Raw genomic sequence first — 26,097 nt, forward strand, 5'->3', positions numbered from 1 at the left:
GCTAGCGGCCCAGCGCCTTCATCACGGTCGTCGCATACGACTCGAGCCGTGAGCGGGGGTAGGCCGCCGGGTCGTTGACCGCCAACCGGCCGAGCATCTCGGCAAACGACAGCATGGTGTGTCCGAGCAGCGCCGGATCGAGGCCATCGAGCCGCGAATCCAGGCCGATACCGGCCGTCGCCAGGGCCTCCGATTGCGCGAGGATCGCGGAGCGGGCCACGCGTAGCGAGTCGCGGTATTCGCGGGGCGCACTGTCCGGAACGGTGAGAATCAGCCTCCAGCGGGTCGGATTGTCCAGCACCGCCGCGAGAAACGCCGACACCGTTGCCGTGTATGCGCCCGTCGGTCCCTGGGTCGAGAGGTCGTCCGGCATCGCGACGCGGACCTGCTCCAGTCCGCGCCGGTGTTCGCGCTGCAGCAGCGCCGCGACGAGCTCTTGGCGTGTGCGAAACACGGTGTACAGCACCGGCTTTCCGACGTCCGCCGCCTCGGCAACCGCCTCCATGCTGAGTTCGTGCAGCGGGCCGTCGGCCAACACCGTCAGCGCCGCGTCGAGCAGCTGTTCGCGGCGTTCCTCACGGGGGAGGCGGGGCGCGTACTTGCGGCGCTGCCGAACGGTCACGCCGTCAATATTACGCCACTGTTGTATTCCAAGGCGCAAATTGCTACGGTTGCGTTGTATTGACGCGAAAGCCGAGGTAGCAGCGCTATGTGGAATACGAATGCGGCCATCCGCCAGGACGACTACGGGTTCTTCGGGCCCGGATCGCCGAGTTGGAAGGTGTGGGCCTCCCCGACGGCGCTCATCGGGTTCCAGCGCTCGGTCGTGCTGGAACACTTCGACCCATTCTTGGCGGCTGCGGTCGCCGACAGTGCGGGGATCTACTCCGACCCCCGCGGGCGCCTGGACCGGACGCTGGCCTATTTCCTGACTGTCGCCGTTGCCGATGGGCGCACCGCGGTCGGGGTGTCGGACGCCTTGATGAAGGTGCACGCGAAGGCGAAGGGCATCGAGCCGATCAGCGGGGCGCGCTACAGCGCCAACAATCCCGATGCCCAACTGTGGATCCACGTGACCGGCTGGCATTCGGTGCTCAAATGCTATGAGCGCTACGGACCTGGGCCGCTGTCGCCCACCGAGGAATCCCGCTACTGGGCGGAGTCGCGCATCGCGGCGGAACTGCAGACCTGCAAGCCGTCGGACGTACCTGCATCGAGAACCGAAGTGCGCCAATACTTTGCCGACGTGCGCGGCAGATTATGCACCTCCGAACACGCCGATCGCGCCATGCGCTATCTGCTGTGGACGCCGCAGGACCGTGGCGTGCGGTTGTGGGCGGGCAGTCGAATCATGGCGCCTGCGGCCATCGCCACGCTGCCGAAGTGGATGCGTCACATGGGCGGATTCGATCAGCCCGCCGCCGTGGATGCCGCGGTGACTCCGATGGCGCGCGCGGTGGTGCGAGCCATGTCCGCAGACGACTCCCGACTGATGCTGGCTGCGTCGCGCCGATTGGTGCCCGAGACCGCCAAGGTGCTGGCACAGCATCTGAAGGCGGGTCCGCCGGCCGATCCGCGCACCGTATCACCCGCCGAGGTGCGCGAACGGCTGGTCGCGCACGCCTGATCAGGCCAGCGCCGCAGGCAGATCGTCGGACACTGGACGCTGCTGTCCGCGCTGCACGACGGTGCTGACCCCAGCCACGCAGTAGCCCGCGAAGACGAAACACACTGTGGCATAGGCGACATTGCCGATCGGTGTGCCTGAGCTAGTCATTCCTTCGATGGCCCCGGCATAGTCGGGCAGCGCGGTGAGCCAGAGCACGGCGAAGACCGCCAGATACAGCGCACCGAACACCTTGACGAAAGTGCTTGGGTACTCACTACCCTCGCGTCGCGTGCGGCGCCACTGCTGGACGAGCACCGGCACCGCAACGACCGCGAACATGACCAGCTCGGCCGCGAAGACGATGGCCTGCACGGTCTTGTGACGTTCGAACAGCGATGTGGGCAGGCTCAGGAGCGTCATCGCAGGGGCAACGAGTGCGCCCGCTGCCATTGTCCGCCAACCCAATCCCCATCCTCGGACCGAGTCGCCACGTGCGACGCGTCGACCGACGAAGACGTAGACGAGGAACGCCAACGCTGCAGGCGCGAGCATCGCGAAGATCACCACGCTCGTCATCGGCACCGAGTTCATCATCGGGTGGTTCAGCGCGTTGTCGTCGTTCCAGGCCCACCACCGCAATTGCGGGCCGAGGTGGTCGAACACCTCGTAGAAGCACCCGTTGACGAAACCGACACACACGGAACCGATTACCGCTCCGCGGCGCTCGAACACACCGACCGCGCGCACCACATCGAATGCGAGCGTGATCGTCGCCGGATACAGCGCGACGATGTACAGGGGGAGTCGGTCGTACATGAAGTCCACGGTGAATACGTTGTGCGCGAACACCACTCCGAGTTGGTCTGCGATGCCGAACGCCTCGGGAAAGTACTGCGGTGGCTCGATGATCAGCAGGTAGACGACGGAGGCGAACCACAACGCCAGATTGGTGGGGTCGCCGTCGCGGCGCAGCCTTCGGATCGCGAACACCAAGGCCATCAACGCGCCGCTGACCATCAACAGCTCGACGACCGGCAAGGTCCAGTTCGCCAGCTCGAACGGATTGGTTAGGTGCACGATGGGCGGGGCGCCCGTGCAGGGCGATCCGAGGGCTGCGGTCAGCTGCGCAAAATCCGGATTGCACAGGTCCGACACGTGAAATCGCCTCTCAGTCAGCCAGTCCTGCTCCGCAACCAACCAATTCGGAACGTAACACTGCGGGACAGGATCGTAAAGGTGCGCCCGTCGGCTAGGTGTTGTCGGCGTTGGCGCGCGGGAATCCGCCCTGCGGGAACAGCGGGAAGACGACGTCGTCGAGCTTTTCTGGGTCGCCCATGGTCTTGTTGACCGTCGCGCCCCACACGTTGCCGTCCGGTGACATCTGCAGTGCCCAGACGTGCCCGTGTTGGTCCTGGCGCAGCACCTCGGGATCACCCGTCACCGCGCCCGTATCCGGGGCCAACCGGACGGCGACGGTTTGCTTGGTGTTGATCAGGTTGACCAGCACGGTGCCGTCGGAGGCGGCGCACCCCGCGACGCCTGGCTTGTCCGGCCAGTTCCACACCGTCGAGACGACCGAATCCTTGGTGATGCGCTGCAAGCGGTCGCCCGTGGGTGTGCGATCGGTGATGTACAGCGAGCCGTCGCCAGTGTCCTGGCACAGACCGCCTGCGGCCCCGAGGCCGCTCAGCGCGGTCGTGGGCGGCGCCTGATTGATCGTCGTCGGTTGTTCGATGCGAAGCAGCTTGCCCGCCATCGAACCCGGGTCCGCGGCCTGGGCGGGATCGCCCGCGTCGCCGGTAAGCACCTCAAGGGTGGTGGGGCTGGTGAAGATCAGCGCGCCCATGTTTCCCGTGGCGCCCTTGGGAATTCCGGTCAGGATCGGCTTGGGCACGTCGTCGTCCGCGATGCGGATGACGCGGTTGTCGGTGGGCGTGCTCACGTACGCGAACATCAAGCGGTCCTGGTCATACGTCGGCGACAGCACGATGTCCATCAGGCCGCCGTCACCGGACGGGTCGACCGGAATCACCATCTTCACCTTGGGTTCGGCATTGGCCGAGATGTCCTTGACCACGCCGGTCACCCGTTCGGCGACGAGTGCCGAGTGGCTATCGGGCCCCATGATCAGCCCGCTCGTGCTGTCGAGGCAGCCCTGCAACACCCCTGGCGCGGGGCAGACCTTCTTGAACGTCGACGGCGGTAGCGGCGGGGGCGGCGGTGGCGTCGAACTCGGTGCCGCGCCGAACTGCGGCGGCTTCGTGAACGGCTCCGACTGCGCCTCGCTGAAGCGCGCGCAACCCGACCCGCACAGCACCGCGGCGCAGAGCAGCACCAGCACACCTTGCATCGGCCGGCGCAATCTCATGCAGGCCAGGTTACGGATCGTTTGGCGATGCTCGCCACGCTGGTTGCACCACGCCGGGTCGAAACACCCCCGAATATGTTGGGAAAGCAACGCGCCAATCCGCCATTCCCAGGTGAGTAGCACTTACGCTGGTTTGGTGACCAGTACTTCTCACGACCCACGCGCGTGGCAACCGCCTCAGGGGCACGCCTCGCGGCCGGAGTCGGCGCGCCTGGTCGATCCCGAAGACGATCTGCCCTCGGCGACCTACTCCGGTGACTTCGAGACCACGGCCATTCCCCGCTACGACAGCGGTACGGGGGCACCGGACCAGCAGGGATACGCCCTGCTCGGCGACCCGGAGCCGCTGCCCTATGTCCAGCCCGGCGGGCGTCACGAGGCGCGCCTCGTCGAGCCCACCGAGATCGAACCCGACGGCGTCACCGATGAGCACATCCGGACGGCGGGTCGACGCGGCACCCAGGACATCGGGTTGATGCTGTTGCGGGTCGGGCTTGGTGCACTGCTCATCGCTCACGGCCTGCAGAAGGCGTTCGGATGGTGGGGCGGGACCGGCTTCGGTGGCTTCGCAGAGTCGCTGGCCGAGCTCGGCTTCCAGCACGCACGCGCGCTCAGCTACGTCGGCGTCGCCGCGGAGCTCGGCGCGGGCACGCTGCTGGTACTCGGCCTCTTCACCCCGTTGGCCGCCGCGGCCGCCGTCGCTTACCTGATCAACGCGCTGCTCGCTGCGGTGGTCGCTCAGCCTGCGTCCGGTTACTTCCCCTTCTTCCTGCCCGAAGGGCACGAATACCAGGTCACGCTGATCGTGGTGGCCGCGGCCCTGGTGCTGACGGGCCCGGGACGCTACGGATTCGACGCGGGTCGCGGATGGGCCCGTCGGCCGTTCCTCGGCTCGGCCGCGGCGCTGGTGCTCGGTATAGGTGTTGGCGTCGCCGTCTGGGTGTTCCTCAACGGCGCCAACCCGCTCGCGTAGGCGTTGCTACTCGTAGGGATTCGGAACGCGACCGTCAGTCGCCGCTGCTAGCAGCGGCAGTGTCGTGAAGGTCACCGCGGGCAGCCGAAATTCGGACCCGTCCTTGCGGCGGGCCAATGCCCACGAAGACCTGTCGAAACGCAGCCCGTCCACGTCCGACCAGGGCGCCGTCGTGCTGCTGACCAGAGTGCGTGCCGTGACGCCGTCCCTGTCGGCCACCGTGCGGTAGCGGACGATGATCGTCGACGCGATCACCGGCAGGACGAGCAACGGGGCGAAGACCTCCGGTTTGGCCAGCACCAGGGCCAGCAGGCCGAGCGCGAAGAACCCGACCGCCAGGTGGGCCATCGGCGAAATCTTGACGACGACGGGTGCGGTGGCACCCTGGGCTGCTGGCGAACTCACGACGACCATCCTTGCACTGGTCCGAAATTTGACCTTCGACCAGTGCGGGGGCTACCGTCGAGCATTATGAAAACGGGATTGCTCGTAGTAATTGGTTGGCGTGTTGGTGCATAACCAGGCCTGAGCCTACGAGCATCGACGCGCAACCCTCGTGCAGCAGACGCTGACGGGGGTTTTTTGTTGCCCGAGAACCCACTGATCGTGACGAAGAGAGACCGAGAGACATCGTGAGCGCACCCACCACGCGACCACCGGAGCCGACACACCGTGCGAACGGAACGCCCGCAGTCGCGAACCCGCCCACCCCGCAGCCGAGAACGGTTGCCCCGCAACAGATGACTGGCGCGCAGGCGGTAATCCGCGCACTGGAGGAGCTCGACGTCGAGGTCATCTTCGGCATTCCCGGTGGAGCCGTGTTGCCGGTCTACGATCCGCTGTTCGATTCGGTGAAGCTCCGTCACGTGCTCGTCCGTCACGAGCAGGGCGCGGGCCACGCAGCCAGCGGGTACGCCCACGCCACCGGCAGGGTCGGCGTGATGATGGCCACCTCTGGGCCAGGCGCGACGAACCTCGTCACCCCACTGGCTGATGCCCAGATGGACTCCATTCCCGTCGTCGCCATCACCGGACAGGTCGGCCGGGCCCTGATCGGCACCGACGCCTTCCAGGAAGCCGACATCTCCGGCATCACCATGCCGATCACCAAGCACAACTTCCTCGTTCGCAACGGCGACGACATCGCCCAGGTGATCGCCGAGGCATTCCACATCGCGAAGTCGGGCAGGCCGGGTGCGGTGCTCGTCGACATCCCGAAGGACGTTCTGCAGGGCCAGTGCACCTTCAGTTGGCCGCCGAAGATCGACCTGCCCGGTTACAAGCCGAACACCAAGCCGCACAGCCGGCAGGTCCGTGAGGCAGCCAAGCTCATTGCCGCGGCCCGCAAGCCCGTGTTGTACGTGGGTGGCGGCGTCATCCGCGGCGAGGCGACCGACGAACTCCTGGAGTTGGCTCAGCTCACGGGAATCCCGGTGGTGACCACACTGATGGCCCGTGGCGCCTTCCCGGACAGCCATCCGCAGAATCTGGGTATGCCCGGGATGCACGGCACGGTCGCTGCGGTGGGCGCGCTGCAGAAGAGCGATCTGCTCATCGCACTGGGTACCCGCTTCGACGACCGCGTGACCGGCAAGCTGGATTCGTTCGCACCCGAGGCGAAGGTGATCCACGCCGACATCGACCCCGCCGAGATCGGCAAGAACCGCAACGCCGATGTGCCGATCGTGGGCGATGTCAAGGCCGTCATCCGGGACCTCGTCGAGGTGCTGCGAAAGGACGGCGTGTCGTCCGTCGGGCAGGACCGCAGCGAGCGGGGGAATGGCTCGGTCACCCTGAACATCGACAATTGGTGGGAGTACCTGCGCAGCGTGCAGGCGACCTACCCGCTGAGCTACGGACCGCAGAGTGACGGCAGCCTGAGCCCCGAGTACGTCATCGAGACATTGGGCCGCATCGCGGGACCGGACGCGGTGTACGTGGCAGGTGTTGGGCAGCACCAGATGTGGGCCGCGCAGTTCATCAAGTACGAGAACCCCAAGACATGGCTGAACTCCGGTGGACTCGGCACCATGGGCTACGCGGTGCCCGCCGCGATGGGTGCCAAATTCGGCAGGCCCGACGCCGAGGTGTGGGCCATCGACGGCGACGGCTGCTTCCAGATGACCAACCAGGAGCTCGCCACCTGTGCCGTCGAGGGTGCGCCCATCAAGGTCGCCGTGATCAACAACGGCAACCTGGGCATGGTGCGGCAGTGGCAGACGCTCTTCTACGAAGGCCGCTACTCGCAGACCGGCCTGTCGACGCACGATCGTCGCATCCCGGACTTCCTCAAGCTGGCCGAAGCCCTGGGGTGCGTCGGATTGCGTTGTGAGCGAGCCGAAGACGTCGAGGATGTCATCAACCAGGCCCGGGCGATCAACGACCGACCCGTGGTGATCGACTTCATCGTCGGCGCCGACGCCCAGGTCTGGCCGATGGTCGCCGCGGGCACAAGCAACGACCAGATCGAGGCGGCCAAGGGAATTCGGCCGCTCTTCGACGACCAGGGCAACGAGGGACACGCCTGATGAGCATTCATACCCACACCCTGTCGGTGCTCGTCGAGGACAAGCCGGGCGTGCTCGCGCGCGTGGCATCGCTGTTCTCTCGGCGTGGCTTCAACATTCAGTCGCTTGCCGTCGGCGCGACCGAGCAGAAGAACCTGTCCCGGATGACGATCGTCGTCTCGGTGGAGGGCTTCCCGCTCGAACAGGTCACCAAGCAGCTCAACAAGTTGATCAACGTGATCAAGATCGTCGAGCAGGACGAGGACAATTCGGTGTCGCGTGAGCTGGCGTTGATCAAGGTGCGCGCCGACGCGACGACCCGCGGGCAGATCATCGAAGCGGTCAATCTGTTCCGCGCCAAGGTGGTCGACGTGTCGGCGGAGTCGTTGGTCGTGGAGGCCACCGGTACGGCAGGCAAGCTGACGGCGTTGCTGAATCTCCTCGAGCCCTATGGCATCCGGGAAATCGCTCAGTCCGGACTGGTGACGCTCGCCCGCGGTCCGCGCGGGATCGTCACCTCGAAGTAATAGTTTTCGACGAAATACGAACACAGAGAAGGAAATTCAAAGTGGCAGTTGAGATGTTCTACGACGACGACGCAGACCTGTCGATCATCCAAGGACGCAAGGTAGGCGTCATCGGATACGGCAGCCAGGGGCATGCGCACTCGCTGAGCCTGCGCGACTCGGGTGTTCAGGTGAAGGTCGGCCTCAAGGAGGGCTCCAAGTCCCGCGAGAAGGTCACCGAGCAGGGACTCGAGGTTGACACGCCCGCCGAGGTCGCCAAGTGGGCCGACGTGATCATGTTGCTGGCGCCCGACACCGCACAGGCCGAGATCTTCAAGAACGACATCGAGCCGAACCTCGTGGCCGGCAATGCGCTGTTCTTCGGCCACGGCCTCAACATCCACTTCGATCTGATCGAGCCTGCGGACGACATCACCGTCGGCATGGTGGCGCCCAAGGGGCCAGGGCACCTGGTACGTCGTCAGTTCGTCGACGGCAAGGGCGTGCCCTGCCTGATCGCGATCGACCAGGACCCCACGGGTGAGGGGCAGGCGCTGGCGCTGTCGTACGCCAAGGGCATCGGCGGCGCCCGGGCCGGCGTCATCAAGACCACGTTCAAGGAAGAGACCGAGACCGACCTCTTCGGTGAGCAGGCCGTACTGTGCGGCGGCACCGAGGAATTGGTCAAGGTGGGCTTCGAGGTCATGGTCGAGGCGGGCTATGCGCCCGAGATGGCCTACTTCGAGGTGCTGCACGAGCTCAAGCTCATCGTCGACCTGATGTACGAGGGTGGCATCGCCCGCATGAACTACTCGGTGTCCGACACCGCGGAGTTCGGTGGCTACTTGTCGGGTCCGCGCGTCATCGACGCGGACACCAAGGAGCGGATGCGCGCCATCCTCAAGGACATTCAGGACGGCACCTTCGTCAAGGAACTCGTCGCCAACGTCGAAGGCGGCAACAAGCGTCTCGAGAAGCTGCGCAAGGAAAATGCCGAGCACCCCATCGAGGTCACGGGCAAGAAGCTGCGCGATCTGATGAGCTGGGTCGACCGGCCGATCACCGAAACCGCTTAACCCCTTGCGATTTCGGCGCGCATTTCCGGGGTCACTCCCGAATTGCGCGCCGAAATCGCGGCTAGGGGGAGAGCCGGTCGGCGACGGTCACCACCCGGCGGGCCAGGTGATCGAGCGCGTTGTCGGTGGCGTCGTCGAATTCGCTGATGTTGTCGTGGTCCGCAACGAGGCTGGCGCCGTACGGGTTTCCGTCGACGAACTTGAGCGCCTCGGTGTATCCGGGCGGCACGATGATGCCGCCGAAGTGCATCAGCGTCACGTACAGCGTGAGCAGCGTCGTTTCCTGGCCGCCGTGCGCCGTGTTCGACGAGGTGAAGCCCGCGTACACCTTGTCGGCGAGCTTGCCCTGTGACCACAGGCCGCCCAGCGAGTCGAGAAAACTACGCAATTGTGAGGCGACGGAACCGAACCGGGTCGGCGAGCCGAAGATCACGGCGTCCGCCCAGACGATGTCGTCGCCGGTTGCGGCGGGTAAGTCCTTGGTGGCCTGGTAGTTGGCCGTCCACGCCGGATTTTCGGCGAATGACGCGGGATCCGTGGTTTCGGTGACGTGGCGTACCCGCACTTCGGCGCCGACGGCCGTTGCCGCCGCCGCGACGCGACCCGCCATCGTGGTGCCGTGGCCGGTGGCCGAGTAGTAGATGACCGCGAGCTTCGTCACGGCACGAGCCTACGCCGACGGGACCTGCGGAAGATGGCGATTGCTCACGGCGCCAAACTCGGGAGATCCTTCATGCCGAACTCGCGGCGCAGCACCGTGCGCGCGGCGTAGTAGCCGGCCATGCCATGCACGCCCGTACCCGGTGGCGTCGCCGATGAACAGAGGTACGCCTTCGGGATGGGCGTGGTCCATGGATTGATCCGCAGCGTCGGGCCGATCATTGCTGCGAACAGGTTGGCGCCGCCGACGATGATGTCGCCTCCGACGTAATTGGCGTTGTGGTCCGACATTTGGGCGGCCGGCACGCACCGGGCCGCGACCACCAGGTCGCGGAAGCCGGGCGCGAACCGCTCGAACATCGCGGTCACCGTCTCGGTGAGGTCGACGGTAGAGCCGGCCGGGACGTGCGCGTAGGTCCACAGCGGTCGACGCCCCTGATCATCGATGCGCGACGGGTCGGCCAGGTGTGGCAGCGACACCAGCGTCATCGGCCACTCGGCGTGGCGGCCTGCCGCGATTTCCCTTTCGGCCAGCGCCATCTGGGCTCGGCTTCCGCCCAGGTGCACCGTAGGCGCGTGTGCGACGCGCTCGTCGCGCCAGGGAATGTCGCCGGCGAGCACGAAATCGACCTTGCAGACTCCTGGGCCGAATCGATAGCGGCGCAGCGCCTTTGCGTATCTGGACGGAACGGCGTCGCCGTAGATGTCCAGCAGCGCCGTCGGCGCCGTGTCGTAGATGACCACTCCCGCGGGAGGCGTGGTCACCGGCTCGTCGAGCACCAGCTCGCCGCCGTGCGCCAGCAGATCGGCGATGAGCGCATCGGCAATCGTCTGGGTTCCACCGATCGGCACGGGCCACCCGGCGGTGTGCGCTACCGTGCCGAGCATCAGTCCGGCCCCGCTGTTCACAGGTGACGGCATCGTCGAGATGGCGTGCGCGCCAACGCCGGTGAACAGTGCTCTGGCATCCTCGCCGCGGAGCAGATTCCATGCCGGACTGCCCTGGGCCAACACCCTGAGCCCGGTGCGCACCGTGGTCACCAAATCCGGCGGTAGCGACCGCTTATCGCCGAGGAAGAAGCCGAGCACGCCGTCGACGTGTTGGGTAAGCGGGCCGAAGAGCCTGCGCCACGAGGCGCCGTCGTCGAGTTCGTCGCACGTGCGTTGCAGCGAGCGATACGCCACCGCGGCCGGCCTGTCTGGCAACGGATTGGCGTATGACACCTCCGGTGACACCAACTCGACCCGGCGCGCCGCCAGGTCGAACTCCGCGAAGAACGGCGATGCCACGCCCAGCGGGTGCACCGCTGAGCAGACGTCGTGCAGCACACCCGGGTATTCGGGATCGGGTGAGGTCCGCGCACCGCCCCCTGCGGTCGGCTGCGCCTCGACGACCCGAACCGACAAACCGGCGCGGGCACAGATCACGGCAGCGCTCAGACCGTTGGGTCCACTACCGACGACGGTGACGTCTGGATCTCCCGGCATCCCACTCCCCGATGTCGCTTCGCTCCTGCCCGCCACCTCGTTATTAGAGCCCATTACTCTGTTCGCGTGAGCCTGCCCGTTGTTTTGATAGCCGACAAACTCGCCGAATCGACCGTCGCCGCACTCGGTGACCAGGTGGAAGTCCGGTGGGTCGACGGCCCCGACCGAGAAAAGCTGCTGGCCGCGGTGCCGGACGCCGACGCGCTGCTGGTGCGTTCGGCAACCACCGTCGACGCCGAAGTGCTGGCCGCTGGCGCAAAGCTGAAGATCGTCGCGCGCGCGGGGGTCGGGCTGGACAACGTCGACGTCGACGCCGCGACCGCCCGCGGCGTACTGGTGGTCAACGCGCCGACGTCGAACATCCACAGCGCCGCCGAGCATGCGCTGGCGTTGCTGTTGTCGGCCGCACGCCAGATCCCGGCAGCCGATGCGACGCTGCGCGAGCGCACATGGAAGCGGTCGTCGTTCTCCGGTACCGAGATCTTCGGTAAGACCGTGGGCGTGGTCGGCCTCGGCCGCATCGGGCAGCTGGTGGCACAACGGCTGGCCGCCTTCGGTACGCACATCGTGGCCTACGACCCATACGTGTCGCAGGCTCGGGCCGCGCAACTCGGTATCGAACTGCTAACCCTCGACGAGCTTCTGCTGCGGTCCGACTTCATCTCGGTGCATCTGCCCAAGACCAAGGAGACGGCAGGCTTGATCGGTGTGGAAGCGCTGAAGAAGGTCAAGCCCGGCGTGATCATCGTCAACGCCGCACGCGGTGGGCTGGTCGACGAGCAGGCCCTCGCCGACGCGGTCCGCAGTGGACACGTGCGCGGCGCGGGCATCGACGTGTTCTCGACCGAACCCAGCACCGACAGCCCGCTGTTCGACCTCCCTGCGGTGGTCGTGACACCGCACCTCGGCGCGTCGACGGAAGAGGCCCAGGACCGGGCGGGCACCGATGTGGCGGCCAGTGTCCGATTGGCGCTGGCCGGGGAGTTCGTCCCCGACGCGGTCAACGTCGGTGGCGGCGTCGTCGGCGAGGAGGTCGCGCCATGGCTGGATCTGGTGCGCAAGCTCGGCCTGCTCGTCGGAGCGTTGTCGCCCGAGCTGCCCACCAACCTGTCGGTTGAGGTACGCGGCGAGCTCGCCTCGGAAGAGGTTGACGTGCTGCGTCTCTCGGCGTTGCGCGGGTTGTTCTCCGCCGTCATCGAAGATCAAGTCACCTTCGTCAACGCGCCAGCCCTGGCCGCGGAGCGTGGCGTCGAGGCCAGCATCAGTACCGCAACCGAGAGTCCGAACCACCGCAGCGTCGTCGACGTGCGGGCCGTCGGGGTCGACGGATCGGTGATCAACGTGGCGGGCACGCTGTCGGGTCCCCAGCAGGTGCAGAAGATCGTCCAGATCAATGGCCGCAACCTGGATTTGCGGGCCGAGGGTGTCAACCTGATCATCAACTACAGCGACCAGCCAGGTGCGCTCGGCAAGATCGGCACACTGCTGGGCACGGCGGGGGTCAGCATCCTGGCCGCGCAGCTCAGCCAGGACGCCGACGGCGAAGGCGCCACGGTGATGTTGCGGCTCGATCGGCAAGTGCCCTCCGATGTGCTCAATGCGATCGGCACCGACGTCGGCGCCATCACGCTGGAATTGGTGGAACTGTCGTGAAACTGGCTGTCATCGCCGGCGACGGCATCGGACCCGAGGTCATCGAGCAGGCCATCAAGGTGCTGGACCTGGTGTTGCCTGGAGTCGAGAAGACCGAATACGACCTGGGTGCGCGGCGCTATCACGCGACGGGGGAGACCCTGCCAGAAGGCGTCGTCGACGAGCTGCGGACCAATGACGCAATCCTTCTGGGCGCCATCGGCGATCCGTCCGTGCCGAGCGGCGTGCTCGAACGCGGGCTGCTGCTGACGTTGAGGTTCCAACTGGATCACCACGTCAATCTGCGGCCGTCGCGGCTGTACGCCGGGGTGAGCAGTCCGCTGGCAGGCAATCCCGACATCGACTTCGTTGTGGTGCGCGAGGGCACTGAGGGGCCCTACACCGGCACCGGAGGTGTGATCAGGGTCGGCACGCCGCACGAGGTCGCCACCGAGGTCAGCCTCAACACCGCCTTCGGCGTCGAGCGCGTCGTGCGCGACGCCTTCGCTCGCGCGGCCACGCGCCGCAAGCATCTGACCCTGGTGCACAAGACGAACGTGCTCACGTTCGCCGGCAACCTTTGGGCGCGCGTCGTCGCGGAGGTGGGCGCGGAATTCCCCGACGTCGCAGTGGCTTACCAACACATCGATGCGGCCACCATCCACATGGTCACCGACCCGGGCCGCTTCGACGTCATCGTCACCGACAACCTGTTCGGCGACATCATCACCGACTTGGCAGCCGCGGTCTCCGGCGGCATCGGCTTGGCCGCCAGCGGGAACATCGATGCGACCCGGACCAATCCGTCGATGTTCGAACCCGTGCACGGCAGTGCGCCGGACATCGCAGGGCAGGGCATCGCCGATCCGACGGCCGCCGTCATGTCGGTGGCCATGTTGCTTTCCCACGTCGGCGAGCCCGCCGCCGCTGCGCGGGTGGACAAGGCCGTCGAACAGCACCTAGCCACCCGCGGCGACGAGAAGTTGTCGACGGCGCAGATTGGCGACCGGATCGCCGGACTGCTCTAGCTGATCAGAGCTCCGCGAGATCGTCGGGCACGTCGACGGCGTACCGACGTAGCGTCTCCAAGGGCACAATGTCGAGCGCGCGTTCATGGGTGGCGGCCAGCACCACCGGCGCGGCGTGGCCATCCCGATGGGCCGCAAGCCAATTCGTTGCGGTGACGCACCAGCGGTCGCCCGGGGTCAGCCCAGGAAACCGGTACTGCGGCATCGGCGTCGACAGATCGTTGCCGATGGAGCGCTGATGTTCGAGGAAGTCACCTGTCACGACGGCGCAAATCGTGTGACTGCCGAGATCCTCGGGACCCGTGGAGCAGCACCCGTCGCGGTAGAAGCCTGTGACGGGATCCGTGCCGCATGGCTCCAGTGGACCGCCGAGCACGTTGCGATCAGTCATCGGCTCACTATCCCGTGCGCCGCGCGGGTTAGGGACGCTGATGTACCGATTCGACGGTGTACAGGTGCGGGTCGAAGCCGGAGGGCAAGTTCCGCAGCGGCCCGCATGTGTTCTTGCGCGGTCGGATTGGTCCGCATCGCCGCGAGCGCTTCGGCGTCGTCCCACTGTCCGTAGTTGACGACGCGGGTGCCGTCGACGCTGACGTGAATGTTGGCGGACCGGAAGCCAGGTAGGTGCTGCATGACCTGCTCGGTGGCGTCGGTGAGCAACGCCGCGAGCGTCGCGGCGTGTACTGGTTCGACGGTGAAGACGTTGATGAACGTTGCGTAGGGGCCGTGTTCGACGATGGTGGTCACGATGTTCTCCTTGTCAGGTTCCTTACACGTTGAGCGTAGCGCTATGTAAGGTTCCTGTCATGACGACGTTCGAATCCGAAGGCTCGGTGGGGTACCAGGTGAAGCGCGTACAGCAATCGCTCCGACGCCAGTGCGATGCCGCGCTGCGGCCGACCGGGTTGTCGATGGCGCAGTACGCGGCGTTGCGCGCGCTCGCCGACCACCCCGAGGCTTCGGCGTCGGAACTGGCCCGGCGCTGCTTCGTCACCAGGCAGTCGCTGCACGACCTGCTGACCGGTCTGCGAGCGTCCGGTCTGGTGCGGACGGCGACGTCACCGGGACGGGGGCGCGCCAACGCGCTGGCGCTTACCCCGGCTGGGCGCAAGCTTTTGGCGGCCAGCCACGATGCGGTCATCAGCGTGGAAGATGCAATGGTTCAAGGGCTTTCGGCGGACACCAGCCGACATTTGGCCCACTTGCTCGCCCAGTGCGCGGAGAACCTCGAGAACTGAGGCGTTGCTCAGTCCCGCCGACTCCGAAGTGGGTCGGCGTCGACGGGCACCAGCGGCAGTGCCACCAAAGGGAACAGCGCGCACAAGGCGAAGGCCAGTGGGAAGCCTGCCGCTGCGATGATCGCACCGAAGACCGGCGGCACGATGCCCGTCGTCAGCAGTTGGCTGGTGTTCTGCGTGCCAAGGGCCCGTCCGCTCCAGAACGGACCCGCGAGCTCGGCGATCGCCGTGAACGCCAAGCCGTTGTCGGACACGGTGATCACCGACGCGACCACCATCACCGCGATGGATAGCGGCGAGTGCATCAAGTCGGTGACCGCAAGCAGACCCATCGCAATGGCCGCGCCGATCGCGATGGTCCGGATGGGATGCAGTCGTGACCCGGTCTTGTCGGACCATCGGCCCGCCGCGATTCTGCCCGCTGCGCCGAGGATCTGGGCGAACGTCACCAGTGCGCCCGCGGACGCGGCCGACCAGCCGCGGTCGGTCATCAGCCAGACCAGGGTGAACGTCCATACCAGGCACTGCGGTGCGACGAGCAGCACCGAGACGGCATGGATGCGCCACAACGTCGACGACCCGCGATAGGGATTGGCCAGCTCGTCGGCGTGTGCTTCGGCCCGCGGCGGTCGCGGGGGATCCTGTACTCCGACGGCACTGATCACCGCGGCTGCCGCGCAGGCGATCGCAGGGAACAGCAGTGCGGCGGTGAGGCCCCTTGCTTCGGCCAACTGCGGAATCACCAACGCGCCCAGGCCGACTCCCAAGGGTTGCGCGGTCTGGCGAATGCCCATCACCAGGCCGCGTCGCTCGGGCGGAAACCAGCCGACCACAAGGCGGCCGCTGGCTGAGTTGCTGCTCGCGGCCGCCATGCCGCCGAGGAACAGGAAGATGCCCACCGTGACGAGGGAGTGCGCCGAGGCGGCGGCGAACGCTGCCGCGGCGGTCAGTGCCGAGCCGACGCCCAACACGATGCGTTCGCCGAATCTGTCGACCAGATAACCCCAGGCGATCAGCGTGACGACCATCCCGAAGCTGGGCAGCGCCGAGATCAGGCCGGCCTGGGCGAGGTCGAGGCCACGTTCGGTGTGCAGGGTGGGGATGAGGAACGCGACACCATTGATGAAGACGTTGGCGCACAAGGTCGTGGTCAGTGCGATCGCGAGCATCGACCACCGCCGGGCGGTGCCGATCGTCGACGTGCTCATGACTTCCATGTTGGCACGCAGTTCCCAACATGTTAAACGCAGATCCCATGATATGAGATAGCTGGCAATTCGCTGCGGTAATCACGCCGTGAGCCGCTCCGCCCGACTCGACCCCGTTCCTCCGGGTGGTGTTCGACCCTCACTAGGCTGTGAAAAATGCGCCTCGGACGAATTGCCAGCCCAGATGGGGTCGCCTTCGTGAGTATCGAAGGTGATCCAGCGACGGATGCGGTTGCCCGCGAGATCGCCGAGCACCCGTTCGGCAACCCGACCTTCACCGGCCGCTCCTGGCCGCTGGCCGACGTTCGGCTGCTCGCGCCGATCCTGGCCAGCAAGGTGGTCTGCATGGGCAAGAACTACGCCGCCCATGCCGCCGAGATGGGTGGCGAGGCGCCGGAGGATCCGGTGATCTTCCTCAAGCCAAATACGTCGATCATCGGACCGAACGTGCCGATCGTGCTTCCCGCGGACGCGAATCCCGTGCACCACGAAGGGGAGCTAGCGGCGGTCATCGGCAGGCCGTGCAAGGACGTGTCCGCGGCCAAGGCTGCCGAGAACATCCTCGGCTACACCATCGCCAACGACGTCTCGGCGCGCGATCAGCAGAAGAAGGACGGGCAGTGGATGCGCGCCAAGGGGCACGACACCTTCTGCCCGGTCGGGCCGTGGATCGACACCGACGTGAATCCGTTCGAGTTGGACCTGCGCACCGAGGTGAACGGTCAGGTGCGTCAGTCCAGCAACACATCTCTGATGATCCACGACATCGGCGCGATCATCGAGTGGGTCTCCGCGGTGATGACGCTGCTGCCGGGCGACCTCATTCTGACCGGGACGCCTGAGGGTGTGGGTCCCATCGAGGACGGCGACACGGTCAGCATCACCATTGAGGGTATTGGCACGTTGACCAATCCCGTTGTGCGCAAGGGGAAGTCATGACACCAGTACGAGTCCGGTTCTGCCCGTCGCCAACGGGCACCCCGCACGTCGGGTTGGTGCGCACGGCCTTGTTCAACTGGGCCTACGCCCGACACACGGGCGGGGTGTTCGTGTTTCGGATCGAGGACACCGACGCCGCGCGGGACAGCGCCGAAAGCTATGCGTCCATCTTGGACGCGCTGCGGTGGCTCGGCCTGGACTGGGACGAAGGTCCCGAGGTCGGTGGTCCATACGCGCCGTACCGGCAGTCCGAACGCGGTGAGCTCTACCGCGACGTCATCGGGCGGCTACAGGCCGCGGGCGAAGTCTACGAGGCGTATTCGACGCCGGAGGAAGTCGAGGCCCGCCACGTCGCCGCGGGCCGGAATCCCAAGCTGGGCTACGACAATTTCGACCGCACGCTGACTGATGCGCAGCGCGCGCAGTTCGCCGCCGAGGGCCGAAAGCCGGTGTTGCGCCTTCGGATGCCCGACGAGGACATCACGTGGACTGATCTGGTGCGCGGGCCGACGACATTCGCTGCAGGAATCGTTCCGGACTTCGCCATCACCCGTGGCAGCGGAGATCCGTTGTACACCTTGGTGAATCCGGTCGACGACGCGTTGATGAAGATCACCCACGTGCTGCGCGGCGAGGACATCCTGCCGTCCACGCCACGCCAGATCGCGCTGTATCAGGCGCTGATGCGCATCGGTGTCGCCGAGCGGGTGCCCGAATTCGCCCATCTGCCAAGCGTGCTCGGCGACGGCAACAAGAAGCTGTCCAAACGCGACCCGCAGTCCAACCTGTTCCTCCACCGCGACCGCGGCTTCATCCCCGAGGGCCTGCTGAATTATCTGGCTTTGCTGGGCTGGGGCATCGCCGACGACCACGACCTGTTCAGCCTCGACGAGATGGTCGCCGCCTTCGACGTCAAGGACGTCAACTCCAACCCCGCACGCTTCGACCAGAAGAAGGCCGACGCGATCAACGCCGAGCACATCCGACTGCTCGACGTGGCGGACTTCACCGCTCGGCTGCGGGACTACTTCGTCGCCCACGGTCACGACACCGGCTTGGACGACGCCGCGTTCGCCGAGGCCGCCGCACTGGTGCAGACGCGGATCGTCGTGCTCGGTGACGCGTGGGACCTGTTGAAGTTCCTCGACAACAGCTCGTTCGCGCTCGACGAGAAGTCGGCAGCCAAGGAGTTGCGGGCTGATGCCGTGCCGGTGCTCGACGCGGCCGTCGTGGCACTGGATGGGGTCGGCGAGTGGACCACTGCAGGAATCGAGGCCGCGCTGAAGACCGCGCTGCTGGAGCAGCTGGAACTGAAGCCGCGCAAGGCGTTCGGACCCATCCGGGTGGCGGCTACCGGGGCGTCGGTCAGCCCCCCGCTGTTCGAGTCGCTGGAACTGCTCGGCCGCGCGCGCAGCCTCGAGCGACTGAGGGCGGGTCGTGACCACGCCGCGGCAGCCGGATAGTGCGTTAAGAGTGCCGCGGAATCTTTGATAGTCTGCTCGTCGGCCCGACAGGGCGCAAAGGCCAGCGGCCGGAGCGTCCATCGGAACCCGAAATTGCCCACGACCAGCGGTTATGGGCGGCCCTTGGGGTATGGTGTAATTGGCAACACAGCGGTTTCTGGTACCGCCATTCTAGGTTCGAGTCCTGGTACCCCAGCCAACGAAGTGATTAGGACGGCATTCTCGGCTGAGATATGCTGACCGTCGCAGAAGTTGTTCTAGCCCCCGTCGTCTAGCGGCCTAGGACGCCGCCCTCTCACGGCGGTAGCGTGGGTTCGAATCCCATCGGGGGTACATATCGGCTCTGGACCACTCAGTGGTCCAGAGCCATTTTCGTCGGTGACGGCAGCGGGGCTAGACCCGCCGCGCCATGGCGTCGGCGGCCGCCAACAGGTCTGCGGCCCAGCGTGCTCCCGGCCTTCGGCCCATGCGGTCGATGGGGCCTGACACTGAAATCGCGGCGATCACGGTCCCGCGCGCGTCGCGTACGGGCGCTGAGACACTCGCCACCCCTGGTTCGCGCTCCGCGGCGCTCTGCGCCCACCCGCGTTTGCGTACCTCTGCCAGCGTTCGGTCGGTGAACTTGGCGTTGGGCAGCACCGCCTGTTGGGTAGCGGAGTCGCTGTAGGCCAGCAGGACCTTGGCGCCGGATCCCGCGGTCATCGGCAATCGTGTGCCGACCGGCACGGTGTCGCGCAGGCCTGCGGGGGGTTCGAGCGCAGCGATGCAGACGCGGCTGGTGCCCTCGCGCCGATAGAGTTGCACGCTCTCGCCGGTGATTTCGCGTAGTCGCGGCAGGATGGCCGCCCCTGCCGCGAGCAGCGGATCGTTGACCTGCCCTGCTAGCTCGGTCAACGCAGGCCCAAGGAGCCAGCGGCCGTCGGCGTCGCGGGCCAGCAGTCGGTGTGTCTCGAGCCCTGCGGCCAGCCGGTGGGCGGTCGCGCGGGGGAGTCCGGTGCGCTCGCACAATTCCGCGAGCCCGCATGGCGACTCGGCGATCGTGTGCAGTACGCCCACCGCTTTGTCGAGCACGCCGATACCGCTATCCTGTCTCACAGGGAGATATTAGCGTCCCGAATAGTGAGATAGCCAGCCCGGCACCTGTGGCGCACCCGAAGGAAAGAACGTCATGACAGTAAAACCCCGCACGATGGCAGAGAAGGTTTGGGCCGACCACGTCGTGGTCGCCGGTCCCGGTGAGGGCGCAGCTCGTGAACCCGATCTCATCTACATCGACCTCCACCTCATCCACGAGGTCACCAGCCCGCAGGCCTTCGACGGACTTCGCCTGGCCGGCCGCCCGCTACGGCGACCCGACCTCACGATCGCCACGGAGGACCACAACGTCCCGACCACGGACATCGACAAGCCGATCGCAGACCCGATCTCGCGCACTCAGGTGGAGACGCTGCGCCGCAACTGCGAGGAGTTCGGGGTCCGGCTCTACCCGATGGGCGATGTCGAACAGGGCATCGTGCACATCATCGGCCCGCAGCTCGGACTCACCCAGCCGGGGATGACGGTGGTGTGCGGTGACAGTCACACGTCGACGCACGGGGCCTTCGGCGCGCTCGCCATGGGCATCGGCACCTCGGAGGTCGAGCATGTGTTCGCGACCCAGACCCTGCCGTTGCGGCCCTTCAAGACGATGGCCGTCAACGTCGACGGCGTGCTGCCGCCGGGGGTCAGCGCCAAGGACGTCATCTTGGCGGTGATCGCGAAGATCGGCACCGGCGGCGGGCAGGGCTACGTCATCGAATATCGCGGCAGTGCCATCGAATCGCTGTCGATGGAAGGTCGGATGACGATCTGCAACATGAGCATCGAGGCGGGCGCCAGGGCGGGCATGGTGGCACCCGACGAGACCACGTTCGACTTCCTCCGCGGCCGGCCCCACGCACCGACGGGTGCCGACTGGGACGCGGCAGTGGAGGCCTGGACGGGACTTCGAACCGACGACGGCGCGGAATTCGACACCGAGGTCTACCTCGACGCCGCGACGCTGAGTCCGTTCGTCACCTGGGGCACCAACCCGGGACAGGGTGTGCCACTGGCTGATTCGGTGCCCGATCCCGAGTTGATCTTCAACGAGGGTGAGCGTCAGTCCGCTGAGAAGGCGTTGACCTACATGGACCTTCGCCCCGGCACTGCGATGCGTGACGTCGCCGTGGACGCGGTCTTCGTGGGCTCCTGCACCAACGGACGCATCGAAGATTTGAGGGTCGTCGCCGAGATATTGCGCGGCCGGACGATCGCCGACGGGGTGCGGATGTTGGTGGTGCCGGGATCGATGCGCGTGCGCGCCCAGGCCGAATCCGAAGGGCTGGGCGAGATCTTCACGGCCGCCGGCGCCGAATGGCGACAGGCGGGGTGCTCGATGTGCCTTGGAATGAACCCCGACCAACTCGCGCCGGGGGAGCGGTGTGCGTCGACCTCGAACCGAAACTTCGAGGGTCGTCAGGGCAAGGGTGGGCGCACACATCTGGTTTCGCCTGCCGTGGCCGCAGCGACCGCGGTGCGCGGCACGCTGTCCTCCCCGGCCGATCTGCCCGTCACTACGAGTCGATAGGGGTCGACATGGACGCGTTTCACACTCACACCGGCATCGGCGTTCCGCTGCGCCGCTCGAACGTCGACACCGACCAGATCATCCCCGCGGTGTACCTGAAACGGGTAACCCGAACGGGATTCGAAGACGGCCTCTTCGCCGCATGGCGATCGGATCCGTCCTTCGTGCTGAATCTCGCGCCGTTCGACAAGGGTTCGGTGTTGGTCGCGGGCCCGGATTTCGGTACCGGGTCGTCGCGCGAGCACGCCGTCTGGGCGCTCATGGATTACGGATTCCGCGTCGTGATCTCGTCCCGCTTCGCCGACATCTTCCGGGGCAACGCGGGCAAGGCGGGGCTCTTGGCGGCCGAAGTCGCCCAAGATGACGTCGAATTACTTTGGAAGCTGATCGAGCAGCATCCAGGGCTGGAAATCACTGTGAATCTGCAAGATCGGAATCTCACTGCCGGAACGGTGGTGTTGCCGTTCAAGATTGACGACTACACCGCATGGCGGCTGCTCGAGGGTCTCGACGATATAGGCCTTACGCTGCGGAAACAGGACGACATCGCGGCTTACGAACAGAGCAGGCCAAGCTGGAAGCCACGCACTGTGCCGAGCTGACGGAGGCCCTTACGGGGCCGAAATCCCGCCCAGCAACCCCATTCTGGGACTCTCGTACCACCGCCGTTGTGGGGCAACCGGATTGCCGAAATGGCTGACAGCTATCCCTGAAATTGGGCGTGGCTCTTGGAAATCAGCGGCCTAAAGGTTTACCGTAGCTTTCAGTCGGTCCAACGTGGACCACTGGCTTCGGAGGTTTTGCAATGAATAAGGCAGAGCTCATCGACGTCCTCACGGACAAGTTGGGCACCGATCGTCGGCAAGCGACAGCCGCCGTGGAGAACGTCGTCGACACCATCGTGCGCGCCGTCCACAAGGGCGACAGCGTCACCATCACAGGCTTCGGCGTTTTCGAACAACGCCGCCGTGCCGCCCGTGTCGCGCGCAACCCGCGCACCGGCGAGACGGTAAAGGTGAAGCCAACGTCTGTACCGGCATTCCGGCCGGGCGCTCAGTTCAAGGCGGTTGTGTCTGGCGCACAGCGGCTCCCGGCGGAAGGACCTGCAGTGAAGCGTGGCGCAACGGCGGCACCGGCCAGGAAGGCGGCCGTGAAGAAGGCCGTCAAGAAGGCCGCTACCAAGGCTCCGGCCAAGAAGGCGCCCGCCAAGAAGGCTCCAGTCAAGAAGGCCGCAGTCAAGAAGGCTCCGGCCAAGAAGGCTCCGGTCAAGAAGGCCGCAGTCAAGAAGGCGCCCGCCAAGAAGGCTCCGGTCAAGAAGGCCGCAGTCAAGAAGGCGCCCGCCAAGAAGGCTCCGGTCAAGAAGGCCGCAGTCAAGAAGGCCGCCACCAAGGCCCCCGCCAAGAAGGCGCCCGCCAAGAAGGCACCGGCCAAGAAGGGCCGCAAGTAGCAATTCGTACTGGAATCAATTCCGGTACAAGACGCGCCGTGGATCCTCGTGATCCACGGCGTGTCTGTGTGAGGACCGTGAAGCGCTAGGAGTTCGTCGCCAACGGGCTGCCGATGTGATCGGCGGCCACCAGTTTGCCGCCGCACAGCGACAACACCCACGTGCTGCCCTTGCGGTTGCGGGACTTGTCGGGGCGCACCCCGTCACGGTCGCACCACCAGGCGATGAGGTCCGGTATTACCTTGCCCTGAGTGCAGATCACCGGTGTGCCATCGGTCTTCGCGATGTCAAGCATTCGGTGCCGGGCGGCACGTCGATCGTCGGCGTAGGCCTCCTCGGTCAGCGCAGGCTCGGCGCTGACCGTGACACCCAACTCTTCGGCGAGTGGTTCGACGGTCTGAACGCAGCGCACTCTGGGTGCGGCATGCACGGAGCTCGCGCCGAACGCCAGCAGCTGGCCCACCAGGGACTCGGCCTGCGCGCGTCCGCGCTTGTCGAGCGGGCGCTTCGCGTCGTCGCCCTTGTACCGAGACTTGGTACCCGCCGTGCCGTGGCGCACGATCAACAGCGTGCGGGTGTCGGCAGGATGTTTGACGAAGCGGCGCAGTACCTTCCGGTCGTACGGGTACTGCAGCCGCTTCATCGCCTCCTTCACGGGAAGCCAGATCAGTTGGTCGACCTCGGAATTGGGCGTGAACTCGCCGCCGATGGCGCGGGCCGTCCAGTACACGACCCTCTTGGTACCGAGTTCGATGTCGCCGCCCGGGCGGTTCCGGTGCTCCACCGGGTAGCTGACGGTAGCCAGCCTTCGGCCCAACTCGGAGACGAAGCCGGTCTCTTCCTCGACTTCGCGCACCGCGGTGATGGGTTCGGTCTCGCCGGGGTCGACCTTCCCCTTGGGCAGCGACCAATCGTCGTAGCGGGGTCGGTGGACGAGGGCCACCAGTGGAGCGGCAGCGCCGGCCTCATTGTCGCCGGCCCGCCACAACACCGCACCCGCGGCGAGTATCGCCCCGGGCGACCCGCTCGGTGGTTTTTTAGGCACCTCAACTCCTGCAGTTCATTCGGGCCAGTGTCTGTCGCGCACGGCAAGTGTCCGTAGTGCGGGCCCTAGGCTCGTCGCAAGACGGGAGGGAGCCCGCCGAATCATGGATGGCGGTGGCGTTCCATCATCGACACCTGGTGATCGCGCACGGTCTGCCCCTCCTGAGGTGATGCCGTCCAGTGCCCGTCGGGACCGAGCTCCCAACACCTGGTGGCGGGATCCATGGCCGAGGTGAACACGTCGTCCAGCTGTTCGGTCAACCGTCGATCCTTGACCTGTGCCATCACCTCGACACGGCGGTCGAGATTACGATGCATCATGTCGGCGCTTCCGATCCAGAACTCATTGATGGCGCGGAAGTGAATAATTCGCGAGTGTTCGAGGAACCGGCCGAGAATGGATCGTACGGTGACGTTCTCGGAGAACCCCGGTGCTCCCGGGCGAAGGGCGCAAATGCCACGGACCACCACCTCGACGCGCACCCCCGCCTGCGACGCGCGGTACAACTCATCGATCACCTGCTCGTCGACCAATGCATTGGCCTTCACGCGGATCCGCGCGTCGGCGCCGTCACGGTGCGCGGCGATCTCGCGCTCGATGCGCTCGACGATCCCCCTGCGAACGCCGTATGGAGCGACCAGCAGGTTGCGGTAGGAAACCTTGCGCGAGTAGCCCGTCAGCGAGTTGAACAGATCGGTGAGATCGGCGCCGATGTCGGGGGAGGCGGTCAGCAACCCGACGTCTTCGTATAGCCGCGCCGTCTTGGGGTTGTAGTTGCCGGTGCCGATGTGGCAGTAGCGGCGAATCGTCGACCCCTCGCGGCGCACCACCAGACAGGTCTTGCAGTGTGTCTTCAGCCCGATCAGGCCGTACACCACGTGCACGCCTGCCTGTTCCAGCGCGCGCGCCCACTTGATGTTCGCCTGCTCGTCGAACCGCGCCTTGATCTCCACCAACGCGACGACCTGCTTGCCCGCCTCCGCCGCGTCGATCAGCGCGTTGACGATGGGGGAATCGCCGGAGGTCCGGTACAGGGTCTGCTTGATCGCCAAGACGTTTGGATCCGCCGCGGCCTGTTCGATGAACCGTTGCACCGTCGTTGAGAACGAGTCGTAGGGGTGATGCACCAGCACGTCCCCATCGCGCAGGGTCGAGAAGATGCTCTTGGGTGTCTCCCGCTCGCCGAAGGCCGGCGGCGTCGCAGGGACGAACGGCGGGTCCTTGAGCTCGGGTCGGTCGACGCCGTAAATCTGCCACAGCGACGACAAGTCGAGCAGTCCGGGCACTTCGATGACGTCGCCGGGATGAACGTCGAGTTCGCGGAGTAGCAGCTCCAGCATGTTCTCGGTCATGTCGTCGGCGACCTCGAGCCGGACCGGCGAACCGAACCTTCTACGGGCCAACTCGCGTTCGAGCGCCTGCAGCAGATCCTCGTCGCGATCCTCTTCGACCTCGAAGTCGGCGTTGCGCGTGATCCGAAATGCGTGGTGTTCCACGATCTCCAAGCCGGGGAACAACACCGAGAGGAAGGCCGCGATGAGCTCTTCCATCGGCAGGAACCGGATCGCGGCACCGCCTTCGCGGGGACCTAGCTCCACGAACCGGTCGACGTTGTCGGGCACCTTGATACGTGCGAAGTGCTGGGTGCCGTCGTCGGGTTGTTTGACGGTGATCGCCAGATTGAGGCTGAGCCCGCTGACGAATGGGAACGGGTGCGCGGGATCGACCGCGAGTGGGGTGAGTACCGGGAACACCTGCTCGTGGAAGTACGTCGACAACCGACCACGTTCGTCGTCGTCGAGTTGGGCCCACGTCACGACGATGATGCCCTGGTCCGCCAGCGCCGGACGGACCGACTCCATGAACTCCTTGGCATGCCTGCTGGCGATCTGCTGGGTTCGTTCGCCGATGCGGCGCAATTGTTCGCGCGGCGACAGCCCGTCCGCCGAGCGAACCGACAGCCCCATCTCGTCACGGCGCTTCAGCCCGGCTACGCGCACCATGTAGAACTCGTCGAGATTCGACGAGAAGATCGCCAGGAACTTGGCGCGCTCGAGCAAGGGGAGCGACGGATCTGCGGCCAAGGCCAGCACCCGGGAGTTGAAGTCCAGCCAACTCAATTCCCTGTTGAGGTAGCGATCGTCGGGCAGGGGCTGGGTATCAGCGGGGTCCACGGACTCCGCAGTCGCGGCGGGCGGCGCCTCCGGTGTGGCGTCGCCCGAGACCCATTCCGAGTCAGTTGGTCGCGTCTCGGCTTCGGTCATGTGTCCGATCATCCCTCATTGGACGCAGTCGCGGCTAT

The 26,097-nt window shown here is 66.2% G+C and carries 25 protein-coding genes and 2 tRNA genes; 15 read left to right on the forward strand and 12 right to left on the reverse strand.

Annotated elements, in window-relative coordinates; translation table 11 throughout:
* Nucleotide 1: 1 nt before the first annotated feature.
* Nucleotides 2–622 carry a helix-turn-helix domain-containing protein gene (locus tag SLQ30_RS17765; RefSeq protein WP_319447005.1) on the reverse strand — a complete coding sequence of 207 codons (621 nt, stop codon included), beginning with the start codon at nucleotides 620–622 and terminating at the stop codon, nucleotides 2–4.
* An 87-nt stretch (nucleotides 623–709) separates the two neighbouring features.
* Between SLQ30_RS17765 and SLQ30_RS17770 the strand changes: the two genes are divergently transcribed.
* A complete protein-coding gene (locus SLQ30_RS17770; protein WP_319447004.1) occupies nucleotides 710–1,627 on the forward strand; it encodes an oxygenase MpaB family protein in 918 nt (305 codons plus the stop codon).
* On the opposite strand, the gene SLQ30_RS17775 is transcribed toward SLQ30_RS17770, so the two are convergent.
* Nucleotides 1,628–2,764 carry a hypothetical protein gene (locus tag SLQ30_RS17775; protein WP_319447003.1) on the reverse strand — a complete coding sequence of 379 codons (1,137 nt, stop codon included), beginning with the start codon at nucleotides 2,762–2,764 and terminating at the stop codon, nucleotides 1,628–1,630.
* Between the two features lie 94 nt (nucleotides 2,765–2,858).
* Nucleotides 2,859–3,977: a PQQ-dependent sugar dehydrogenase gene (locus SLQ30_RS17780; protein WP_319447002.1), complete on the reverse strand. Its 1,119-nt coding sequence runs from the start codon at nucleotides 3,975–3,977 to the stop codon at nucleotides 2,859–2,861.
* A 136-nt stretch (nucleotides 3,978–4,113) separates the two neighbouring features.
* Here SLQ30_RS17780 and SLQ30_RS17785 point away from each other — a divergent pair, with 136 nt between their 5' ends.
* Complete coding sequence (locus SLQ30_RS17785; RefSeq protein ID WP_319447001.1) at nucleotides 4,114–4,950, forward strand: DoxX family protein; 837 nt, start codon at nucleotides 4,114–4,116, stop codon at nucleotides 4,948–4,950.
* Between the two features lie 6 nt (nucleotides 4,951–4,956).
* On the opposite strand, the gene SLQ30_RS17790 is transcribed toward SLQ30_RS17785, so the two are convergent.
* On the reverse strand, nucleotides 4,957–5,298 hold the full coding sequence (locus SLQ30_RS17790; RefSeq protein ID WP_413468076.1) for a PH domain-containing protein: 342 nt from the start codon (nucleotides 5,296–5,298) through the stop codon (nucleotides 4,957–4,959).
* A 284-nt stretch (nucleotides 5,299–5,582) separates the two neighbouring features.
* On the opposite strand from SLQ30_RS17790, the gene SLQ30_RS17795 reads away from it, so the two are divergent.
* Genes SLQ30_RS17795 through ilvC form a run of 3 tightly spaced genes read left to right on the forward strand, consistent with a single transcriptional unit; the run spans nucleotide 5,583 to nucleotide 9,039 of the window.
* Nucleotides 5,583–7,478 (forward strand): acetolactate synthase large subunit, encoded by a 1,896-nt coding sequence (locus tag SLQ30_RS17795; RefSeq protein ID WP_319446999.1) that lies wholly within the window; start codon nucleotides 5,583–5,585, stop codon nucleotides 7,476–7,478.
* Nucleotides 7,478–7,984, forward strand: coding sequence for an acetolactate synthase small subunit (gene ilvN / locus SLQ30_RS17800; protein WP_319446998.1), 507 nt, complete (start codon nucleotides 7,478–7,480; stop codon nucleotides 7,982–7,984). The genes SLQ30_RS17795 and ilvN overlap by 1 nt, the downstream gene beginning before the upstream one ends.
* Nucleotides 7,985–8,037: 53 nt before the next feature.
* On the forward strand, nucleotides 8,038–9,039 hold the full coding sequence (gene ilvC / locus SLQ30_RS17805; protein ID WP_319447291.1) for a ketol-acid reductoisomerase: 1,002 nt from the start codon (nucleotides 8,038–8,040) through the stop codon (nucleotides 9,037–9,039).
* A 61-nt stretch (nucleotides 9,040–9,100) separates the two neighbouring features.
* Here ilvC and wrbA read toward each other — a convergent pair whose 3' ends face one another.
* On the reverse strand, nucleotides 9,101–9,700 hold the full coding sequence (wrbA, locus tag SLQ30_RS17810; RefSeq protein WP_319446997.1) for an NAD(P)H:quinone oxidoreductase: 600 nt from the start codon (nucleotides 9,698–9,700) through the stop codon (nucleotides 9,101–9,103).
* A gap of 44 nt (nucleotides 9,701–9,744) precedes the next feature.
* The gene (locus SLQ30_RS17815) at nucleotides 9,745–11,187 is read right to left on the reverse strand and encodes an NAD(P)/FAD-dependent oxidoreductase (RefSeq protein WP_319446996.1); all 1,443 of its coding nucleotides are present in this window, start codon (nucleotides 11,185–11,187) and stop codon (nucleotides 9,745–9,747) included.
* Between the two features lie 66 nt (nucleotides 11,188–11,253).
* Between SLQ30_RS17815 and serA the strand changes: the two genes are divergently transcribed.
* The gene (gene serA / locus SLQ30_RS17820; RefSeq protein WP_319446995.1) at nucleotides 11,254–12,840 is read left to right on the forward strand and encodes a phosphoglycerate dehydrogenase; all 1,587 of its coding nucleotides are present in this window, start codon (nucleotides 11,254–11,256) and stop codon (nucleotides 12,838–12,840) included.
* The gene (locus SLQ30_RS17825; RefSeq protein ID WP_319446994.1) at nucleotides 12,837–13,847 is read left to right on the forward strand and encodes a 3-isopropylmalate dehydrogenase; all 1,011 of its coding nucleotides are present in this window, start codon (nucleotides 12,837–12,839) and stop codon (nucleotides 13,845–13,847) included. Before serA ends, SLQ30_RS17825 begins: the two co-directional genes overlap by 4 nt.
* Nucleotides 13,848–13,851: 4 nt before the next feature.
* Here the strand turns inward: SLQ30_RS17825 and SLQ30_RS17830 are convergent, their stop codons facing one another.
* Together SLQ30_RS17830 and SLQ30_RS17835 are read right to left on the reverse strand one after the other, a co-directional pair.
* Nucleotides 13,852–14,238: a DUF2237 domain-containing protein gene (locus SLQ30_RS17830; RefSeq protein ID WP_319446993.1), complete on the reverse strand. Its 387-nt coding sequence runs from the start codon at nucleotides 14,236–14,238 to the stop codon at nucleotides 13,852–13,854.
* On the reverse strand, nucleotides 14,235–14,594 hold the full coding sequence (locus SLQ30_RS17835; RefSeq protein ID WP_319446992.1) for a putative quinol monooxygenase: 360 nt from the start codon (nucleotides 14,592–14,594) through the stop codon (nucleotides 14,235–14,237). The genes SLQ30_RS17830 and SLQ30_RS17835 overlap by 4 nt, the downstream gene beginning before the upstream one ends.
* Before the next feature lie 59 nt (nucleotides 14,595–14,653).
* Here SLQ30_RS17835 and SLQ30_RS17840 point away from each other — a divergent pair, with 59 nt between their 5' ends.
* A complete protein-coding gene (locus tag SLQ30_RS17840; RefSeq protein WP_319446991.1) occupies nucleotides 14,654–15,085 on the forward strand; it encodes a MarR family winged helix-turn-helix transcriptional regulator in 432 nt (143 codons plus the stop codon).
* A gap of 8 nt (nucleotides 15,086–15,093) precedes the next feature.
* On the opposite strand, the gene SLQ30_RS17845 is transcribed toward SLQ30_RS17840, so the two are convergent.
* Nucleotides 15,094–16,293 (reverse strand): MFS transporter, encoded by a 1,200-nt coding sequence (locus SLQ30_RS17845; RefSeq protein ID WP_319446990.1) that lies wholly within the window; start codon nucleotides 16,291–16,293, stop codon nucleotides 15,094–15,096.
* A gap of 156 nt (nucleotides 16,294–16,449) precedes the next feature.
* On the opposite strand from SLQ30_RS17845, the gene SLQ30_RS17850 reads away from it, so the two are divergent.
* From SLQ30_RS17850 to SLQ30_RS17865, 4 genes are all read left to right on the forward strand, one after another.
* Nucleotides 16,450–17,232: a fumarylacetoacetate hydrolase family protein gene (locus SLQ30_RS17850; RefSeq protein ID WP_319446989.1), complete on the forward strand. Its 783-nt coding sequence runs from the start codon at nucleotides 16,450–16,452 to the stop codon at nucleotides 17,230–17,232.
* Nucleotides 17,229–18,695 (forward strand): glutamate--tRNA ligase, encoded by a 1,467-nt coding sequence (gene gltX, locus SLQ30_RS17855; protein WP_319446988.1) that lies wholly within the window; start codon nucleotides 17,229–17,231, stop codon nucleotides 18,693–18,695. Before SLQ30_RS17850 ends, gltX begins: the two co-directional genes overlap by 4 nt.
* A 124-nt stretch (nucleotides 18,696–18,819) precedes the next feature.
* A tRNA-Gln gene (locus SLQ30_RS17860) sits at nucleotides 18,820–18,894 on the forward strand.
* Between the two features lie 61 nt (nucleotides 18,895–18,955).
* Nucleotides 18,956–19,028: transfer RNA gene (locus SLQ30_RS17865), tRNA-Glu, on the forward strand.
* Between the two features lie 60 nt (nucleotides 19,029–19,088).
* On the opposite strand, the gene SLQ30_RS17870 is transcribed toward SLQ30_RS17865, so the two are convergent.
* Nucleotides 19,089–19,790 carry an IclR family transcriptional regulator gene (locus SLQ30_RS17870; protein ID WP_319446987.1) on the reverse strand — a complete coding sequence of 234 codons (702 nt, stop codon included), beginning with the start codon at nucleotides 19,788–19,790 and terminating at the stop codon, nucleotides 19,089–19,091.
* Between the two features lie 73 nt (nucleotides 19,791–19,863).
* Here SLQ30_RS17870 and leuC point away from each other — a divergent pair, with 73 nt between their 5' ends.
* The 3 genes from leuC (at nucleotide 19,864) to SLQ30_RS17885 (ending at nucleotide 22,750) form a co-directional block, all read left to right on the forward strand.
* Entirely contained in the window at nucleotides 19,864–21,303 is a 1,440-nt protein-coding gene (leuC, locus tag SLQ30_RS17875; protein ID WP_319446986.1) for a 3-isopropylmalate dehydratase large subunit, read from the forward strand.
* A gap of 8 nt (nucleotides 21,304–21,311) precedes the next feature.
* Nucleotides 21,312–21,905, forward strand: a complete 594-nt coding sequence (gene leuD, locus SLQ30_RS17880) for a 3-isopropylmalate dehydratase small subunit (RefSeq protein WP_319446985.1) — start codon at nucleotides 21,312–21,314, stop codon at nucleotides 21,903–21,905.
* A gap of 203 nt (nucleotides 21,906–22,108) precedes the next feature.
* Nucleotides 22,109–22,750 (forward strand): HU family DNA-binding protein, encoded by a 642-nt coding sequence (locus tag SLQ30_RS17885; protein ID WP_319446984.1) that lies wholly within the window; start codon nucleotides 22,109–22,111, stop codon nucleotides 22,748–22,750.
* 85 nt (nucleotides 22,751–22,835) lie between these two features.
* On the opposite strand, the gene SLQ30_RS17890 is transcribed toward SLQ30_RS17885, so the two are convergent.
* The gene (locus SLQ30_RS17890; protein ID WP_319446983.1) at nucleotides 22,836–23,795 is read right to left on the reverse strand and encodes an NUDIX hydrolase; all 960 of its coding nucleotides are present in this window, start codon (nucleotides 23,793–23,795) and stop codon (nucleotides 22,836–22,838) included.
* A 101-nt stretch (nucleotides 23,796–23,896) separates the two neighbouring features.
* A complete protein-coding gene (locus tag SLQ30_RS17895; RefSeq protein ID WP_319446982.1) occupies nucleotides 23,897–26,059 on the reverse strand; it encodes an RNA degradosome polyphosphate kinase in 2,163 nt (720 codons plus the stop codon).
* Between the last annotated feature and the right edge of the window lie 38 nt (nucleotides 26,060–26,097).

Origin of the sequence: Mycobacterium sp. RTGN4 (assembly GCF_033804635.1) — a bacterium.
Taxonomy (GTDB): Bacteria; Actinomycetota; Actinomycetes; order Mycobacteriales; family Mycobacteriaceae; genus Mycobacterium.